Source organism: Vibrio sp. FF145 (assembly GCF_041439075.1).
GTDB lineage: Bacteria > Pseudomonadota > Gammaproteobacteria > Enterobacterales > Vibrionaceae > Vibrio > Vibrio tasmaniensis_A.
Genome location: NZ_JBGONH010000004.1, coordinates 21,595 through 39,954, shown reverse-complemented (window position 1 = coordinate 39,954; position 18,360 = coordinate 21,595). Strand labels below are relative to the sequence as shown.

Here is an 18,360-nt window from a genome sequence, read left to right as displayed (position 1 = left end):
CGAATAATTACTAATTGTTAGCCTTGTGGGTATAATGGAGACAACAGAATTGACTGACTAGTGAAGTAATATGAAGTATCAATTATTGAGTCTTCCTGACTCAATTAACGACGTAACAGCCCAGTTTGTAGAAGGTGCTATATTTGCATCTAACCTTGCAACTAAACCTCTTGACCCAGAGGCTTGGTTACCTATAGCTATTCCTGAAACTGGTCAGGACTTTGTTCCTCAAGTCACCGAGCAAATTAATCGCCAACATAACCTCATTCAGCGAAGTGAATATTTGCTTACAGAAGTGCTTGATGCAGATAACTTTGCTGAACAGCTAGCCGATTTTTCTGAAGGTTTTATGATGGTCTGGCCGACGATTGAAGAACAGTGGCAGGAAACGTCAATCGCAGATGGCACATTACGCATGCTACAAGCAATGTTAACAACATTCATGCTGGCGATTGATGAAGAACAGACAATCGAGCAAATGAAAGCGGCTGGATTAGAAACCCCGCCAACTTTGAATGATCTAGTCGGGCAAGTCGATTTGATGGTGACAGAAGTTGCGCTAGCAGCGGATGAAGCGATGCTCGGAAATAAATCTCAAAGTGTGAATCCGTTTAAGGGCATCGGCCGAAATGATGTTTGCCCGTGTGAAAGTGGTAAAAAGTTTAAACAGTGCTGTGGTAAAAAAGCTTAATTGCATTGTTTATAGATAATAAAAAGTCGACGTAATGTCGACTTTTTCGTTTCTTAACATGATGAGCTAATTGTTAGTCATTCTTTGATTTAACGAATTGAGAGATCACTACAAAACTGAAAGCAACCAAGTTACCCGCGAAGATAATCACTAGCCATTGAGGCATTGAAAGTTCTAAGAACTGCCATACTACCTTGCTGCAGTCGCCGTAGGCCTCAAACATCCACGGAGCCCATTGGTTTAGAGGTGCCCAGGTAGGGAAGGTCACGAACAGGTCACAGGTAGCGAAAGGAGACGGGTTAAACTGGTAGTCAACGTGCTCTAAAGCAAGCATCAACCCTTTATACGCACCTAACCCCCAACCAACTAGACCTAGCCAACGTGATATCGGATTATGCGGGGCAATAGCACCAATCATTGCTGCGATGCCGATAGCGAGCATAGCAACGCGCTCGTAGATACACATTACGCAAGGGCCAAGCATCATCACGTGTTGAAAGAAAAGAGCACATGCTTCAAAAAAGACAATAAAAGCCAGCAGTAAAAGCCAAGATAAACGTCCCTTAGAGAAGTCTTTGAGCATTGCAAAAAAGTTCACGAATTTAATCCTGTCAATAAAATAAAAAAGCCCTGATTACTCAGAGCTTTTTATCTTGGATAAGTTTCCTAATCAACTAATATTTTTGATTAGTTAGATGCACCTATTGTGTTTAGCGATAGAAATCCGGGTTAGTGGCCACCGGAGATAACTGGAGCTACCACTTCACCCGTACGGTGAATGATCCAACCTGCATCATAGAACCATGCTGTCATCGGTTCTACGAAGAACACAATACCGGCAAGGCCAACAAGTGCTAATACGAGAGTATATGGCAAAGCCATGATGACCATGCGGCCGTAAGACAGTCGAATTAACGGAGCAAGTGCTGACGTTAATAGGAATAGGAATGCAGCTTGGCCGTTTGGCGTAGCAACAGAAGGTAGGTTGGTACCTGTGTTGATAGCAACAGCAAGCAGATCAAATTGGTCGCGAGTGATGACGCCTTCAACCAGAGCTGTTTTAACTTCGTTGATGTAAACCGTACCGACGAATACGTTGTCTGAAACCATCGACAAGATACCATTGGCTACGTAGAAGAGTGCGAGCTGTGCGCCTTTATCTTCAACGTGAAGTACAGCATCGATTACTGGCTTAAATAGAGCCTGGTCGATGATTACAGCAACAACCGCAAAAAAGACGGCAAGAAGTGCGGTAAATGGCAGTGCTTCTTCAAAAGCTTTACCCATCGAGTGCTCTTCAATTACACCTGTAAACGCTGTAGCTAAGATGATCACTGAAAGGCCAATCAAACCGACTTCAGCGACGTGAAGCGCAAGGCCAACAATAAGCCAAACTGCGATTGCACTCTGAACCCATAGTTTAGCTACATCTTGTTTTGTACGATTTGCGCGTTCTTTGTTGTCAAATTCAACTAAGATTTGGCGAACGTTATTTGGCAGCTCTGCACCGTAGCCAAACACTTTGAATTTCTCGACAAGTGCACAAGTTAAAATACCACAGAAGAAAACAGGCAGTGTAACTGGCAGCATGCGGATAATAAATTCACCGAACTCCCAACCCGCTTGCTTAGCAATTACTAAGTTTTGTGGTTCACCTACCATGGTCATTACACCACCCAGAGCAGTACCAACACCGGCGTGCATAAGTAGTGAACGTAGGAATGCGCGGTAGTTTTCAAGGTCATCACGAGTTAGCTCAGAGATCTCTTCATCATGAGTATGATCGTGCGCAGACGTTGTGCCCTTACCTGATGCAACCTTGTGGTAGATAGAGTAGAAGCCCACTGCAACGCTAATGACTACGGCGATTACTGTCAGCGCATCTAGGAAGGCAGACAAGAATGCTGCGGCGACACAGAAAGCGACAGAGAGTAGAATTTTGGATTGGATACCGAGCAGGATCTTCGTAAAAATGAACAGAAGTAGTTCTTTCATGAAGTAGATGCCAGCAACCATGAATACTAGTAAGAGTAATACTGGTAGGTTTGCTTGTAGCTCATGATAAACCATTTCTGGTTTAGTCATGCCAATGGCGACGGCTTGAATTGCCAATAAGCCACCGGGTTGGAGAGGGTAGCACTTTAGAGCCATAGCTAGAGTGAAAATAAACTCAACCACTAGTAGCCAGCCCGCAACAAATGGGTCTACTAGGAAAAAAACAAACGGGTTGATGATTAAAAAGGAAATGATGGCAAGTTTATACCAATCAGGAGCTTTACCAAGGAAGTTTTTGATAAAAGCGTTTCCGAGAGACATCGGCATGTTAATACTCTTTTATGTTGATTATGAATAGACAAGCAATACAACATTTTGAGAATCGAGTTGTAGGTTTAGTTAAAACCTATAACTAACAGTGACTTAGAAAAACTACATTCCATGTAATGTTCTGTGGTCTTGCCAAGTCACTCCCTTAGAAACTCAAGCACTGCTTATTTTTGAGCGCAACTCTACTCTTAGATAACATTTAGTCAACAGGAAAACCCCTGTAGCACTAAAAATACCTCTTTTTTGTTGAGAAACGCGATCAAAGTAGCGCAAGCATACCACTTAAAATGTGATAAAAACCGACTAGAATCAATATTTCAGCGAAATGATTAAAATTTACAGAATAACGACGGCTTATATATGATTATTACAACTTAATATTGCAAATTAATAGGTTTGAAAATATGACCAATCTCATTGATTTTAAAAAGAATTTGTTGTGTTAATGGTTTGTTTAAATGATGGTTTGTAGTCGCTTGCTATCCAAACCTTGAGTGCAAACGTGTGCTGAACTTTAGAGTTTTAACTCTACTTGGGTTTTGAGTGAGTAAAATTTTTTGGGGGTATTTCCGCAGGGTGTTAACTAGTGGTATGATGAGTAAATTAGAACAAAATAATTAAATTGGATTGAAGTGTAGATGGTCATTAAGGCAAAGAGCCCGGCAGGATTTGCAGAAAAGTATATCATTGAAAGTATTTGGAATGGCCGTTTCGCTCCAGGTTCTATCTTGCCCGCAGAGCGTGAGCTTTCTGAGCTGATTGGTGTTACACGTACTACGCTTCGTGAAGTACTTCAGCGTCTTGCTCGTGATGGTTGGTTGACAATCCAACACGGTAAGCCAACTAAAGTTAATCAGTTTATGGAAACGTCAGGTCTTCATATCCTTGATACATTAATGACGTTGGACGTTGATAACGCAAGTAAAATGGTAGAAGACCTGCTTGCTGCTCGTACTAATATCAGCCCTATCTTTATGCGTTATGCATTCAAAGCAAATAAAGAGGCTTCAGAGCGTACGATTACTAACGTAATTGAATCTTGTGAATCTTTACTTGCGGCACCTACTTGGGATGAATTCTTAGAATCGTCGCCATATGCTGACAAGATCAAACAATCGGTGAAAGAAGACGTAGAAAAAGATGAAGCGAAGCGTCAAACGATCTTAATTGCTAAAACTTTTAACTTCTACGATTACATGCTTTTCCAACGTTTAGCATTCCATTCAGGTAACCAAATTTATGGCCTGATCTTTAATGGTGTTCGAAAATTGTACGACCGTGTTGGTAGCTACTACTTCTCTAACCCAGAAGCTCGTCGTTTAGCCATGGAGTTCTACAAAAACTTGTTTGTTATTTGTGAAAGCGGTGAGCGTGAGAATTTGCCACTTGTGATTCGTAACTACGGTATCGCAAGCGCACAGATTTGGAACGAGATGAAGACAACGTTACCGACAAACTTTACTGAAGACGACAGCTAAGTCTTTTCATTAAAGTACTGTTCGGTTGTTTTACTTATGGAGTAAACGACGTAAAGAAAACGAAAAAGCGGCGAGATAATCAAATTATCTCGCCGCTTTTTATTTATTGATAGTTGGTGAGAACGTATCAATAGGCAGTAACTTACCCTGCAAACTCTTCTGAGTCTGGACGGTTAGTAAATTGCACGCCATTTAGAAAATCGCAAAGTAGTTGGTCTTCACATACTTTGTAGTTCTTGTTCTCTGGCTTACGGAAGTAGGCACCAATCTCGTACTTACTTAGGCTGATGCCTACCACTTCTAATATATCTAATACATCTTCTGCTTTCATGTTCAACGCAATACGCAGCTTCATGAAAATCATGTTGTTAGTCAGAGCTACTTCAGGTTTAGGTTGAACACCTTCTTTTTTGCCACGCTTAAGATTGATAAAACCATTTAGGAATACCGCTAACTCTTTATCTTTCATCTTAGAGCATGACTTGTCGTTGTCGTCTTTTAGCCAATTAATCACTTGGTCATGAGCAACGGTCACATCAGCTTGCTCGATAGCTTTAATGATCTGTGCATTTTTAAGGTTTAGCGCGTGTTGAATACGACGCAAGATTTCGTTGTTAGTCACTGGGGATTCCTAAAAAGGGTTTGAAGAGTAAAGAGGTGTTGGTTAGCCCGTTATTGTCGGCAAACAAATTTCTACTCTACATAGCATAGTTGACGGCGACTCTAACAGAGAACGCTTATTTTCGGTAGATATAAAAAATCCCCAATGCTTATCAACTCATTCAAGTTAAAAGTGCATTAGGGATTTCGCTATGAGTGCTTGTTATCTGACTGAAGCCAGAGCTACATTACACGCATGCCAGGTTGAGCACCTTCGTGTGGTTCAAGGATCCACAAGTCACTGCCACCAGGACCAGCAGCTAAGATCATGCCTTCAGACATACCAAACTTCATCTTACGAGGTTTTAGGTTGGCTACCATTACAGTTAGCTTGCCTTCTAGCTCTTCAGGTTTGTACGCTGACTTGATACCAGAGAATACTTGGCGAGTTTCACCACCGATGTCCAGTTGGAACTTCAGTAGCTTGTTCGCTTTTGGTACTTCTTCACATGAGATAATACGAGCAATACGCATATCGACTGCTGCAAAGGCATCGAATTCAATCTCGTCTGCGATTGGCTCTTTGTCTAGCTCAGTTTGGCTTGCTTGCTCTTTTTCAGCTTCTGCTTTTTCTTTCGCAGCTGCTTCTGCGGCTGCATCTTCTTTGGAAGACTCGATCATTGCTTCCACTTTCTTCGGATCAATACGGCTAAACAGCGCTTTGAACTTAGTGATTTCGTGATCAGTTAGCGGTGTAGCAATCGCTTCCCACGTTAGTTCTTCGTTTAGGAAAGCCTCAGTGCGAGCCGCAAGCTCTGGCATAACGGGTTTCAGGTAAGCCATTAGCACGCGGAATAGGTTAATACCGACAGAAGAAACTTCTTGAAGCTCTTTCTCTTTACCTTCTTCTTTTGCAAGAACCCAAGGTGCTTTTTCGTCGATGTACTGGTTAGCTTTATCAGCTAGTGCAGTAATTTCACGGATAGCGCGGCTGAACTCACGAGTTTCGTATAGCTGACCGATACGCTCTGCAGCAGCAACGAATTCGTTGTAAAGTTCTGGTTCTGCAAATTCAGCAGAAAGCTTGCCTTCGAAACGCTTAGTGATGAAGCCTGCGTTACGAGACGCTAGGTTAACAATCTTGTTTACTACATCCGCGTTTACACGTTGAGTGAAGTCTTCAAGGTTAAGGTCAAGGTCATCGATACGGCTGTTTAGTTTCGCAGCGTAGTAGTAGCGTAGACACTCAGGGTCTAGGTGATTTAAGTACGTACTTGCTTTAATGAATGTGCCTTTCGACTTAGACATTTTCGCACCGTTCACCGTTACGTAGCCGTGTACGAATACGTTGTTTGGCTTACGGAAACCAGCGCCTTCTAGCATTGCAGGCCAGAATAGGCTGTGGAAGTAAACGATGTCTTTACCGATGAAGTGGTAAAGCTCAGTTGTGCTGTCTTTCTTCCAGTACTCGTCAAAGTTGAGATCGTCGCGCTTGTCACATAGGTTCTTGAAAGAAGCCATGTAGCCAACAGGAGCGTCTAGCCAAACGTAGAAAAATTTGTTTTTCTCGCCTGGGATTTCGAAACCGAAGTAAGGTGCATCACGTGAGATATCCCACTGTTGCAGGCCAGACTCGAACCATTCCTGCATTTTGTTTGCAGTTTCATTCTGTAGAGAGCCAGAACGAGTCCACTCTTTTAGCATGCTTTCGAACTGAGGCAGATCGAAGAAGAAGTGCTCAGAATCTTTCATTACTGGAGTTGCGCCAGAAACCGCTGATTTAGGGCTAATTAGCTCAGTTGGGCTGTATGTCTCACCACAGTTATCACAGTTATCACCATACTGGTCTTCTGACTTACACTTAGGGCAAGTACCTTTTACGAAGCGGTCTGGTAGGAACATCTCTTTCTCAGGATCGAAAAGCTGAGAAATAGTACGGCTAGAAATGAAGCCGTTCTTTTTAAGTTCGAGATAGATGTGAGAAGCCAGTTCACGGTTCTCTTCGCTATGTGTGCTGTGGTAGTTATCAAAGCTGATATCAAAGCCAGCGAAGTCTTTTTGGTGCTCTTCACTAACAGCAGCGATCATCTCTTCTGGCGTGATACCCATCTGTTGAGCTTTAAGCATAATTGGCGTGCCGTGAGCATCGTCAGCACAGATGAAGTTTACAGTGTTGCCACGTAGACGCTGGTATCGAACCCAGATATCAGCTTGGATATGCTCAAGCATATGACCAAGGTGAATAGAGCCGTTAGCGTACGGAAGCGCACAAGTTACCAAAAGTTGTCTTGGATCAGTTGCCATACTTAATAATTCGCTTTTTTGATAGGTATAAATTTTGAGAGGTAATACTACTTTATAACGTGTGATACGCCAAGGTATCAGACAAAGGATTCCCCTAGTTTTTTAGGGGTTCAGTCTTCATCTCGTGGGTGATAGCATAAATAAAAAAAGGAGCCCCAATGCGTAACTTTACTTCTAAGCAAGATTTCTGTTCATGGTTGAATGAGTTCGAGTCACCAATCCTCATCCCAGAGTGGGCGCTACACCAAAATATTGTATCGGTTGATCCGCGTGGGTCATTTGTTATTACCTTGCCTTTTGCTGCCAATCAGCTCGCGGTTGAACTGGAACAGTGGATCCACTCCCAGATTGAACAGCAACTTGTTAGCGCTTTTCAGTTTGAAGTAAAAGTGAAGCCGTCTGCGCTAGAAACAACAGTCGCGACACCTTTGAAGGGCGTTAAGAACATTATCGCCGTGACGTCGGCAAAGGGTGGGGTGGGTAAATCGACAACTTCGGTAAACCTTGCGCTTGCGTTATCTAAGTCAGGTTCAAAAGTGGGCTTGTTGGATGCGGATATCTATGGTCCATCTGTGCCGATGATGCTCGGTCAGCTAGACGCAAAACCAGAAGTGCAGAACAACAAATGGATGATGCCAATCGAGGCGCACGGCATTTTTACGCATTCTATCGGTTACCTTGTATCAAAAGATGATGCAGCTATCTGGCGTGGTCCAATGGCGGCTAAGGCGTTAGGTCAGCTCGTGAATGAAACCGTATGGCCAGAATTGGATTACCTTGTTATCGACATGCCACCGGGTACGGGTGATATTCAGCTAACGCTTTCGCAGCAGATCCCAGTGACGGGCGCGGTTGTGGTGACCACCCCTCAAGATTTGGCATTAGCCGATGCGCGTAAAGGTGTGGCGATGTTTGATAAAGTGAGCGTGCCAGTGGCAGGCTTAGTGGAAAACATGAGCTACCATATCTGTAGCCACTGTGGCGAGAAAGAGCATATCTTTGGCGCTGGTGGCGCGGAAGCCATGTCAGAAGAGTTTTACCTCGATATCTTAGCGCAAATTCCGCTGCACATTGATGTACGGGAAGATATTGATGCAGGTTGCCCAACCGTTATACGTCGTCCAGACAGTGAACACACGCGTCATTACTTAGAGCTTGCTGAGAACGTGGCTGCGAAGATGTTCTGGACTGGTAAGGCGAGACCAGAGGCGATTAACTTCTCGATGGTTGAATAGCAATGGCTGATCACAAAGGTGTGTAAATCACGTTTGGGTGAGATAAACAACGGTTGGATTAGGTGGATAGCCATAGGGGTTGTGCATATAGTTGTATTTAAGTTATTTGAAAGCAAACGATTGTTTTAAGTAAATGTATTGAGATCATCAATTTGACTGCAATTAGCTAACATCGCGACTAGAATCTATATGCTTTAGCCCCTATAATCAGGCGGTTTATCTATTCCCACCACCAAACCATATCGGGTGCAAATTAATGTCTGATAATAATCAATGTGTCATCGTAGGTATCGCTGGCGCTTCAGCTTCAGGAAAAAGCCTGATCGCGAGTACGATTTATAATGAGCTGCGCGAAAAAGTAGGCGACCATCAAATTGGTGTTATCACGGAAGATTGCTATTACAGCGACCAAAGTCACTTGAGTATGGAAGAGCGAGTTAAAACTAACTACGACCACCCAAATGCACTAGATCATGACCTTTTATGCGAACATCTACAGCAGCTAATGAGTGGCAATGCCGTAGAAGTTCCTGAATACAGCTACACAGAGCACACACGCACTTCTGAAACGACTACACTTACTCCTAAGAAAGTGATCATTTTAGAAGGTATTCTGCTTCTGACAGACCCGCGTCTTCGTAAACTAATGCACGCAAGCGTATTTATGGATACACCGTTGGACATCTGTCTACTACGTCGTGTTAAGCGTGATGTAGAAGAGCGTGGTCGAACAATGGATACGGTACTTAAACAATACCAAGAAACAGTACGCCCAATGTTCATGCAGTTTATCGAGCCTTCAAAACAACATGCAGACATCATCGTTCCTCGTGGTGGTAAAAACCGTATTGCGATTGATGTGCTAAAAGCGCATATTGCGAAGTTGTTGAAGTCTTAATCGAACAAAATTTTGCCTAAGTGACTCACTTAGCTTTATTTTTTACCGAATCAGTGGCACTTTTATAGTGCCACTTTCTTTTGGAATCTAAGCAAGGAATATGCGGATGAAGAAACTACTCATTTTCATAGCTGTACCAGTGTTTGTTGTCGTTGCAGCAATTCTGGCACTAGTGCTGTTAGTGAATCCCAACCAATTTAAGCCATTAATTGTCGAACAAGCCCAAAAACACACAGGCCTAGAGCTCGTGATCGAGGGTGATATCAGTTGGCAATTCTTCCCATCTATTGGCTTCGAACTTGGTCAAACTGAATTACGTAACCCTGAAGGGTTCACTCAACCAAACCTGTTTAAGGTTGATACGGTTGGCGTTGATGTTTCGGTTACTCCGCTATTTAGCAATCAACTAGAGATCGGCAATATCACTCTAGATGGTGCAGAATTTTATTTAGAAACGCTTAAAGATGGTCGCAAGAACATCGATGCGCTCACACAAGTGTCTGCTCCTAAGGAGTCTGAACCTGCAGCGGATACAAGTTCTGAAGCAACACCGGCGCCTCAAGAGCAAACTTCTACAGACACATCTGGCTGGACGATCAATCTTGCAGGTGTAACAGTCTCAAACGCATTGTTTGAGATGGACGACAAGCAAGCAGGTTCATTCACTAAGCTATACGATGTGTCTTTGAGTCTTTCTGAGTTTGCCGTTGATACATGGACGACCGCGACATTTGCGGCTTCTGGTGAAAACAACCAACAGAAGTTCTCTGCAAATGGCAGTGCTGAATTCAAATTAGCGGAAGGCTTTGCAAGCTACGCATTACGAAATATTGACCTTAATGCGAAGTTCAATGATCCAGCAACGTCGATCGAGTCAGCGAAGATTGGCTTAAATACGTTTGAGTTCGATAAGGTTAACCAACTGACTTATGCGGTGATTGGTAATGCTGCTGGTCTTGACCTTGATCTTAAAGGTGGCGGTGACTTAACTGTCGATAGCGCGATCTCAAAAGTTACACTGAACAAGTTAACATTAGACTCAACATTCAAAGGTGAAACGCTTCCTCAATCACCAATGAAAGTGGATATGCTGTCTGACTTAAGCTTTGATCTAACGAAGAGTCACTTGAGCTTTGTGCTAGAGAAGCTGCAAGCTAACGCTATCGCACTAGACGGTAAAGCGGACATCACTTTATCTGAAATACCAAAGGTTCGTTTTTCTCTTCATAGCCCGAACATCGATTTAGATGAGTTCTTAGGCCTAGGTAATACAGAAGAAACAGCGAGCGCTGCGCCTTCTGATTCTGCTGGTGGCTCAACTTCAAATACTACAGCTTCTTCGACGTCAAGTTCAGATAACTCGGCTCCTGCGAAAGAAGTAGAACCTGATCTGTCAGCTCTGAAAACGCTCGATGTGAAAGGTAATATCACAATCGATAAGTTCAAGGCGAACAACGCAAAAATGCAGAACGTGAAAACGGCGTTCTCAGTTAACCGTGGTATCGCAGATCTGACATCGTTTACCTCGAATCTTTACCAAGGCTCTATCTCGGCAACAGCACGATTAGATGCACGCAAGACGCCTGCGACTTACACGGCTAAGAAAAAGATTAAAGGCGTAAAAGTACAACCGTTACTGGTTGACGTAGCGAACAACGATACGCTGGAAGGTACCGGTAATATCGATGTTAACGTTAAAGGTAAGAGCTTGACGCCAACAGGAATCAAGAAGAACTTGGTAGGTACTATTGCGATTAACTTTGAAGATGGTGCGGTTAATGGCATCAACATCGCGCAACTGATTAGAGAAAACTACGCTAAGATCAAAGGCGAAAAAGTCGAAAGCAAAGATGAGTCTCAAAAGACAGATTTTAGTGCAATGAAAGCAACACTCAAGGTTGATAAAGGTTGGGTTTCAACGAACGACTTATCGGCACAGTCGCCTCTTTTACGCGTGACAGGTCAAGGTAAAGCAAACTTCATCAATGAAACGGTCGACTTCCTGGTTCGCACGTCAATTGTTGGTTCGCTTGAAGGCCAGGGTGGTAAGAGCATTGATGATCTCAAAGATGTGACGATTCCAATTAAGGTAACCGGCCAGTGGGCTGACCCGAAATTTGGGCTTGTTTTTGATGATGTGTTGAAACAGAAAGCTGAAAAAGAGATTGATCGCGGTATTAAGAAACTTGAAGAAAAATACGGTGACAAGATCAAAGATGAGAAAACTAGAGATGCAGTCAATGGTTTACTCAAAGGCTTGTTTAACTAATCGCCATTTTAAATAGCATATAAATAGCGCCATTCCTTATTACGAGGAATGGCGCTTTTGTTTGGCTGCCGATAATACCCAAGAGAGATTCCCTATGAAGCTCGCCCCTCGCATTAGGGAATGACGATAGGTATTAGTGCCTTGTTCAAGGGCGTGACAGTCTAGTGGTCGTCATCCTCGAGAGGGAAGAATGACCGAGTCGGGGATCTCTGGTTGAATGCAATTACCAGTCAACGCCTTGCAGAGCTTTAACACCAGATTCAAAAGCGTGTTTAACGTTACGAACTTCAGACACGGTATCGGCCATGTCCGTTAAAGTTCGATGCGCTCCACGGCCTGTGATGATCACTGATTGCATTTTAGGGCGGTTATTCAGAGCTTCTACCACTTCATCCAATTCAATGTAGCCATAGCTCACCATGTACGTCAGCTCATCAAACAGAATTACATCAATCGACTCATCAGCTAGCATGCGTTGGCACTCTTTCCATACGCGCTGTGCGGCTTCAATATCTTTTGCCTTACTTTGAGTTTCCCAAGTAAAGCCTGTACCCATCACTTGGAACTCTACATCGAGTTTTTGAAGAACGTTCTTTTCACCGTTATCCCAAGTTCCCTTTACAAACTGAGCAACGGCACATTTCTTACCGTGACCGACTGCACGTGTAATCGTACCGAAACCTGATGTCGATTTCCCTTTACCGTTGCCAGTAATAACCAATAACAGTCCTTTCACTTCTTGCGCTGCTGCAACACGTGCATCGACTTGCTCTTTTACTTTCTGTTGTCTTGCTTTATGGCGTTGTTCTTTGTTGTCTTCGGTCGACATAACAAATCCTTTTAAGTTGTGATTACGCCTATCATAGCCTAACTTAACGATAGCAAAAACCATCGGAAGAACAGGTGATTACGGATGAAAAAGATACTCGTGGTTTGTATGGGGAATATTTGTCGTTCGCCAACAGGTGAAGCGGTGCTGAGAAAGAAAGCTCAGCAGATGGATATTAATGTAACGGTCGACTCCGCTGGGACAATTGGCTTTCATCAAGGCAACGCGCCAGACTCACGTTCAAAATCAGCAGGAGAGAAGCGAGGCTACAGCTTTAAAGGGATTACTTCTCGTAAAGTGGTAGATAATGACTTCGAAGAGTTTGACCTGATACTTGCGGCAGACAAGGCGAATTTAGATGACTTAGTGAGCCAGTGTCCAGTTCACCTCCAATACAAGCTCGCGTTATTTTTGAGTTTTGGAGAGTCACAATATCAAGAAATTCCCGATCCTTATTATGGTGAGGGGAATGGCTTTGAATTAGTGTTGGATTTAATCGAAGAGTCGAGCGAAGCGATACTGCGTTCAATATAGTGTAGAGGCTGTGTTCTTGGTGGGCGATAAAGTATCAAGGTTCATCGATATAAAAAAGGCCGACATTGAATGTCGGCCTTTCTAAATCTAGCTTTAAGCTATGACTAAGCTTACTTAGACATTACTTTGTAGATTGGGTCTTCTGCAACGTTCGCTTCAACTAAGCTACCGGCTTTGTGCAGCATAGCAACACAGTCTTGGCTTAGGTGGCGAAGGTGAAGTGTTTTACCTAGTGCCGCGTAACGGTCAGCAATCGTGTCGATCGCTTCAATAGCAGAGTGGTCAGTAACGCGTGAGTTTGCGAAATCAACGATAACATCTTGTGGATCGTTGTATGAGTCAAACAACTCAAGGAAGTTAGCGGTTGAACCAAAGAAGATTGGACCGTTAACTTTGTACTCTTTAGAGCCTTCAGCGTTAACCGATGTGTCTGCGTAGATGTGCTTAGCATGTTGCCATGCAAACATTAGTGCAGAAGCAACAACACCCACACCAACTGCTACCGCAAGGTCTGTTAGTACTGTAACTACAGTTACAAGGACGATAACGAAGAAGTCTTGCTTAGGAACGCGACGTGCCAACTTGAAGGTTGCCCATTCAAACGTACCGATAACAACCATGAACATAACGCCCACAAGTGCTGCTAGAGGAATCATTTCAATCAGTGCAGAGCCGAACAGGATGAACATCAGTAGTGCAACTGCCGCTACGATACCTGAAAGACGACCACGACCACCTGAGTTTACGTTGATCATCGATTGACCGATCATCGCACAACCACCCATCGCGCCAAATACTGAACACGTCACGTTCGCCATACCTTGACCAACACATTCGCGGTTAGATTGGCCACGAGTGTTTGTCATTTCGTCTAGTACGGTTAGCGTTAGTAGTGATTCGATTAGACCAATCGCTGCAAGAATCACTGCGTAAGGCAGGATGATGTATAGCGTTTCTAGGCTAAACGGTACTGCTGGAATAGAGAATGTTGGTAGAGAGCCCGCTAGTGTTGCTGCTTCGTCACCAGACATAGTACGTAGGAAATCAACAACAGTGCGAGTTTCAAGATCAAGGCCTACAACCAAAGCTGTTACTGTAACAATAGCTACCAATGAAGAAGGTACTGCTGTAGTGAGCTTAGGTAGGAAGTGGATGATACCCATAGTGAGTGCGACTAGACCTAGCATTAGTGTCATTTGACCGCTTGGTAACCAAGTTAGCGCACCTGTTACGTCTGGTGCTTTAAATTGTCCAAGCTGCGCTAAGAAGATAACGATCGCTAAACCGTTCACGAAACCAATCATTACTGGGTGCGGAACGATACGGATGAATTTACCTAGCTTAAATACACCCGCTGCAATTTGCAGAAGGCCGGCTAGCATAACTGCCGCAAATAGGTATTGAACGCCATGGGTTGCTACTAGGCTAACCATTACAACAGCCATTGCGCCAGTTGCACCAGAAATCATACCTGGACGACCGCCGAAGACAGAAGTGATTAAACCTACGATGAATGCTGCGTAAAGACCAACCATTGGGTCAACGCCTGCAACAAAGGCGAATGCTACGGCTTCAGGTACTAGAGCTAAGGCTACGGTAAGACCTGAAAGCACATCATTTTTTACAGAGTGCTTTGAAAATTGTGGGAATTCGAACATGTTTGCTCAGCTATGCTTAAAATGGGTTTACCGACACGAGTGTATTGCGTAGCCAAACAGTGATGAAAAAGAGCGGCAATAGCTAAGTGTCGAAAATATAAGTGCGCGAATGCTACCCAAAAATGTGATTAAGTTCAAGGTTGAACCCTATTTTGAGCAATATATCTATTATAACTAATCGGAACTGTGGATATAAAAAAAGGGCGACTTATGAATAAGTCGCCCTTAGATAGTTCTCTGCAGATTACTCTGCGAAGCTCATTAGTATTGAGGTTTAGTCATGCCTGCGCCGGCTTTATTTGACGCTGCTTGGCTACCTGCACCTTTCGATACAAAACGCTCAGTACGGAATGGAGCCGCAACAACTTGAATCTCTTTGATCTCTTGAGGACCAGGAGCTTTAGTCATTGGTGAACCTGCTTGTTTTTTAGCAACAGCTGCCTTTGGTGCCGCTTTAGGAGCTTCTGCTTTTACCACAGGAGCTTCTTCTACTTTTACACTTTCAGCTTTAGGTGCTTCAGCTTCAACAACTGGTGTTGCTTCTACTTGCACAGCTTCTGCTACAACAGGCGATTCAACTTTCGCAGTTTCAGCAATCACTGGAGTTTCAACTTTCTCAGTTTCAACTACCGCAGGAACTTCAGTTACCTGAGTTTCAACGACAGTTTCAGCTTCTTCACGGCGGATAATGACTTTACCCATCGCAAGTTCAGGACATGCAAAGCCGCCAGCCATAGCTGTGTTACTTTGTGGTGCCGTCTCTTGAGCTACGTTTTGCTCTTGTACAGCAACTTGAGTTTCAACTGCTACTTGAACTTCAGCCACTTCAGGTTTTGCCTGATTATGGTGAGGTTTTGGAATGAAGCGAGGCATCACTTTACCCATAGCCATCTCTGGAGAAGCTACACCACCTTTACGTAGGCGGAATGGGTTAGGACGACGATCACGACCGCGACGACGACGTTGACCACTTGCACGTAGGTGACGTGGAGAACGACGGTTGCGACGTTGCTTCGGCTCTTCCTGTTCTGTTTGTTCATCAGCGTTTGCTTGAGTTGCTTCTACTTGTTCCGCAACTTTTTGCTCTTGAGCTACTGATTGTTCTTTCGCAATAGACTGTTCTTTAGCAACAGCAGACTCATTTGACGAGTTTTCTGAAGCTTCAGCTTGTTGGTCTTTAATACGAACTTGTTTGTTCAGTTTACGACGCTGACGACGCTCTTTAATCTTAGCTGCTTTCGCTTCTGGCTTAGCCTTAGGCGCTTCTAGTTTATCAGCTTGAGCTTCTGCCGCTAGCTGTAGACCTTCTTCTGCTAATTTAGATGGTGCTAGCTCTTCGCGTTGCTTCTGCTCATCACGTGACTTATTGCGACGGTCTTGCTTAGGCTTACGAGGCTGGCGATTTTGCTGTGGAGCAGTTTCTTTCTGCTCTTCAGGTTTCTCATCACGAACTGGTTTACGACGGCGTTTGTTGTCACGGTTTTCGTTACGATTGTCACCACGCTCACCACGTTGTTCACCACGGTCACCACGTTGTTCACCACGGTCACCACGTTGGTTACGACGACGGTTATCGTTACGATCACGGCGTTGACGGTTGCCGTTGTTGCGATTGTTCTTAGGTTTCTCTTCTTGCTTCTCTTCTTCTTTTTTCTCTTCTTGAGTTGAAGAGCCAAATAAGAAGCTACCGATAGCTTTGAAGAAACGACCAACTAAACCTGGTTCTTGAGTCGCTGCTGATTCAGCTTTTTTCTCTTCTACAGCTTTAGGAGCTGGAGCAGGAGTCGGTGCTGATTGAGCAGGAGCTGCGAAGCCTTTAAGAGCTGGCTCTTCGATCTTCTTAGGACGAATAGTCTGTTCTGCAGGCTCTTTGCTTTCTGCTTCTTTTAGAGCTTCTAGCTTGGTAGGCAGCAAGTAAGACAGTAGGTCGAACTCTTCACCTTCACGAACACGGATAACCTCAAAGTGCGGTGTTTCCATGTCAGAGTTAGGAACTACAGTGATCTTAACTTCTTGGTTCTTCTCGATGTGGTTTACTGAGCGACGTTTTTCGTTCAATAGGTAAGAAGCGATAGGAACAGGGACTACAGCAAGAACTTGCGCAGTGTTGTCTTTTAGAGCTTCTTCTTCGATCAGACGTAGAACAGATAGTGCTAGAGATTCGTTATCACGAACAACACCAGTACCTGTACAACGAGGACAAATGTGGTGGCTTGCTTCTGCTAGTGATGGACTCAAACGTTGACGAGACATCTCTAGAAGACCAAAGCGAGAAATACGACCAATCTGAACACGTGCGCGATCTAAACGAACGGCATCACGTAGACGGCTTTCTACTTCGCGTTGGTGGCGAACCGGAGTCATATCGATAAAGTCGATAACAACAAGACCACCTAGGTCACGTAGACGTAATTGACGTGCAATTTCATCGGCTGCTTCTAGGTTAGTGTTAAGTGCTGTTTCTTCGATATCGCCGCCCTTTGTTGCACGAGCAGAGTTGATATCGATAGAAGTCAGAGCTTCTGTTGGGTCGATTACGATAGAACCACCAGATGGAAGACGAACTTCACGTTGGAAAGCAGATTCGATCTGGCTTTCAATCTGGTAATGGCTGAATAGTGGTACTTCACCATCGTATTTCTTAACGCGATTCATGAAATCTGGGCGTATTAATTGAATGTGCGCTTGTGCACGTTCAAAAATAGTATTGCTGTCGATTAGAATCTCGCCAATATCACGACGTAGATAGTCACGAATCGCACGAACGATAACGTTACTTTCTTGGTGAATAAGGAAAGGAGCTGCATTTGAATCAGAAGCTTGCTTGATAGCGCCCCAGTGATTCAATAGAACGTTCAAGTCCCACTCAAGCTCTTCTGCACTTTTGCCTACACCCGCTGTACGCACGATTAAGCCCATACCTTGAGGAAGCTCAAGAGTGCTTAATGCTGCTTTCAGTTGAGTGCGTTCATCACCTTCGATACGACGAGAAATACCGCCAGCGCGAGGGTTATTTGGCATAAGAACTAAGTAACTACCCGCCAAAGAGATGAAAGTTGTCAGTGCAGCGCCTTTGCTACCACGTTCTTCTTTCTCAACTTGTACGATTACTTCTTGTCCTTCTCTTAGCACTTCTTTAATGCTAGGACGGCCTTGGTATGTATAACCTTCAGGGAAGTATTCGCGGGCAATTTCTTTAAGAGGGAGGAAACCGTGACGTTCTGCGCCGTAATCAACAAATGCCGCTTCTAGGCTTGGTTCAATACGGGTAATACGTCCTTTGTAGATATTCGCTTTCTTTGATTCGTGACCTGGACTTTCGATATCTAGATCGAACAGTCGCTGGCCATCAACCAAAGCGACACGCAACTCTTCTTTTTGAGTTGCGTTAATTAACATTCTTTTCATTTAGAAATTCTCATTGTCTTTTCTTATTTTCATCATTGGTCTTATCGCTTTAGTTCGTTTCTCATGGTGCCAGATCCCATGGCTTTATCGGTGCAGCCTCCCGGCTGGAGAGGGATGCTCTGGGGCACGTC

Annotated in this window: 13 protein-coding genes; 6 read left to right on the top strand and 7 right to left on the bottom strand. The window is 44.0% G+C overall.

Annotated features, from left to right (window positions below):
* The first annotated feature begins 70 nt into the window (after positions 1-70).
* Entirely contained in the window at positions 71-691 is a 621-nt protein-coding gene (locus ACED42_RS02695; RefSeq protein ID WP_017101192.1) for an SEC-C metal-binding domain-containing protein, read from the top strand.
* Between the two features lie 73 nt (positions 692-764).
* On the opposite strand, the gene dsbB is transcribed toward ACED42_RS02695, so the two are convergent.
* Both dsbB and nhaB read right to left on the bottom strand, forming a co-directional pair.
* Positions 765-1,289 (bottom strand): disulfide bond formation protein DsbB, encoded by a 525-nt coding sequence (dsbB, locus tag ACED42_RS02690; RefSeq protein ID WP_371701315.1) that lies wholly within the window; start codon positions 1,287-1,289, stop codon positions 765-767.
* Positions 1,290-1,420: 131 nt separating this feature from the next.
* Positions 1,421-3,013 carry a Na(+)/H(+) antiporter NhaB gene (nhaB, locus tag ACED42_RS02685; RefSeq protein ID WP_009848623.1) on the bottom strand — a complete coding sequence of 531 codons (1,593 nt, stop codon included), beginning with the start codon at positions 3,011-3,013 and terminating at the stop codon, positions 1,421-1,423.
* Positions 3,014-3,654: 641 nt separating this feature from the next.
* On the opposite strand from nhaB, the gene fadR reads away from it, so the two are divergent.
* A complete protein-coding gene (fadR, locus tag ACED42_RS02680; RefSeq protein ID WP_009848622.1) occupies positions 3,655-4,494 on the top strand; it encodes a fatty acid metabolism transcriptional regulator FadR in 840 nt (279 codons plus the stop codon).
* A gap of 142 nt (positions 4,495-4,636) precedes the next feature.
* Here the strand turns inward: fadR and ACED42_RS02675 are convergent, their stop codons facing one another.
* On the bottom strand, positions 4,637-5,116 hold the full coding sequence (locus ACED42_RS02675) for a DUF1456 family protein (RefSeq protein ID WP_009848621.1): 480 nt from the start codon (positions 5,114-5,116) through the stop codon (positions 4,637-4,639).
* Positions 5,117-5,337: 221 nt separating this feature from the next.
* Entirely contained in the window at positions 5,338-7,398 is a 2,061-nt protein-coding gene (gene metG / locus ACED42_RS02670) for a methionine--tRNA ligase (protein ID WP_017102828.1), read from the bottom strand.
* A 158-nt stretch (positions 7,399-7,556) separates the two neighbouring features.
* On the opposite strand from metG, the gene apbC reads away from it, so the two are divergent.
* The 3 genes from apbC to ACED42_RS02655 all read left to right on the top strand — a co-directional run bounded on the left by apbC (position 7,557) and on the right by ACED42_RS02655 (position 11,800).
* Complete coding sequence (apbC, locus tag ACED42_RS02665) at positions 7,557-8,633, top strand: iron-sulfur cluster carrier protein ApbC (protein WP_009848619.1); 1,077 nt, start codon at positions 7,557-7,559, stop codon at positions 8,631-8,633.
* Positions 8,634-8,889: 256 nt separating this feature from the next.
* On the top strand, positions 8,890-9,531 hold the full coding sequence (gene udk, locus ACED42_RS02660) for a uridine kinase (protein ID WP_004734002.1): 642 nt from the start codon (positions 8,890-8,892) through the stop codon (positions 9,529-9,531).
* Between the two features lie 106 nt (positions 9,532-9,637).
* Entirely contained in the window at positions 9,638-11,800 is a 2,163-nt protein-coding gene (locus ACED42_RS02655; protein WP_371701313.1) for an AsmA family protein, read from the top strand.
* 223 nt (positions 11,801-12,023) lie between these two features.
* On the opposite strand, the gene cobO is transcribed toward ACED42_RS02655, so the two are convergent.
* Positions 12,024-12,629 carry a cob(I)yrinic acid a,c-diamide adenosyltransferase gene (gene cobO, locus ACED42_RS02650; RefSeq protein ID WP_029222898.1) on the bottom strand — a complete coding sequence of 202 codons (606 nt, stop codon included), beginning with the start codon at positions 12,627-12,629 and terminating at the stop codon, positions 12,024-12,026.
* 84 nt (positions 12,630-12,713) lie between these two features.
* On the opposite strand from cobO, the gene ACED42_RS02645 reads away from it, so the two are divergent.
* Positions 12,714-13,163, top strand: coding sequence for a low molecular weight protein-tyrosine-phosphatase (locus ACED42_RS02645; RefSeq protein WP_017099041.1), 450 nt, complete (start codon positions 12,714-12,716; stop codon positions 13,161-13,163).
* A gap of 110 nt (positions 13,164-13,273) precedes the next feature.
* On the opposite strand, the gene ACED42_RS02640 is transcribed toward ACED42_RS02645, so the two are convergent.
* Positions 13,274-14,821: a SulP family inorganic anion transporter gene (locus ACED42_RS02640; protein ID WP_017102825.1), complete on the bottom strand. Its 1,548-nt coding sequence runs from the start codon at positions 14,819-14,821 to the stop codon at positions 13,274-13,276.
* A gap of 261 nt (positions 14,822-15,082) precedes the next feature.
* On the bottom strand, positions 15,083-18,229 hold the full coding sequence (gene rne / locus ACED42_RS02635; RefSeq protein ID WP_371701310.1) for a ribonuclease E: 3,147 nt from the start codon (positions 18,227-18,229) through the stop codon (positions 15,083-15,085).
* Between the last annotated feature and the right edge of the window lie 131 nt (positions 18,230-18,360).

Coding starts and splice junctions, on each gene's coding strand:
- ACED42_RS02695 (WP_017101192.1), top strand. CDS start 71: ATGAAGTATCAATTATTGAGTCTTCCTGACTCAATTAACGACGTAACA.
- nhaB (WP_009848623.1), bottom strand. CDS start 3,013: ATGCCGATGTCTCTCGGAAACGCTTTTATCAAAAACTTCCTTGGTAAA.
- fadR (WP_009848622.1), top strand. CDS start 3,655: ATGGTCATTAAGGCAAAGAGCCCGGCAGGATTTGCAGAAAAGTATATC.
- metG (WP_017102828.1), bottom strand. CDS start 7,398: ATGGCAACTGATCCAAGACAACTTTTGGTAACTTGTGCGCTTCCGTAC.
- apbC (WP_009848619.1), top strand. CDS start 7,557: ATGCGTAACTTTACTTCTAAGCAAGATTTCTGTTCATGGTTGAATGAG.
- udk (WP_004734002.1), top strand. CDS start 8,890: ATGTCTGATAATAATCAATGTGTCATCGTAGGTATCGCTGGCGCTTCA.
- ACED42_RS02655 (WP_371701313.1), top strand. CDS start 9,638: ATGAAGAAACTACTCATTTTCATAGCTGTACCAGTGTTTGTTGTCGTT.
- cobO (WP_029222898.1), bottom strand. CDS start 12,629: ATGTCGACCGAAGACAACAAAGAACAACGCCATAAAGCAAGACAACAG.
- ACED42_RS02645 (WP_017099041.1), top strand. CDS start 12,714: ATGAAAAAGATACTCGTGGTTTGTATGGGGAATATTTGTCGTTCGCCA.
- ACED42_RS02640 (WP_017102825.1), bottom strand. CDS start 14,821: ATGTTCGAATTCCCACAATTTTCAAAGCACTCTGTAAAAAATGATGTG.
- rne (WP_371701310.1), bottom strand. CDS start 18,229: ATGAAAAGAATGTTAATTAACGCAACTCAAAAAGAAGAGTTGCGTGTC.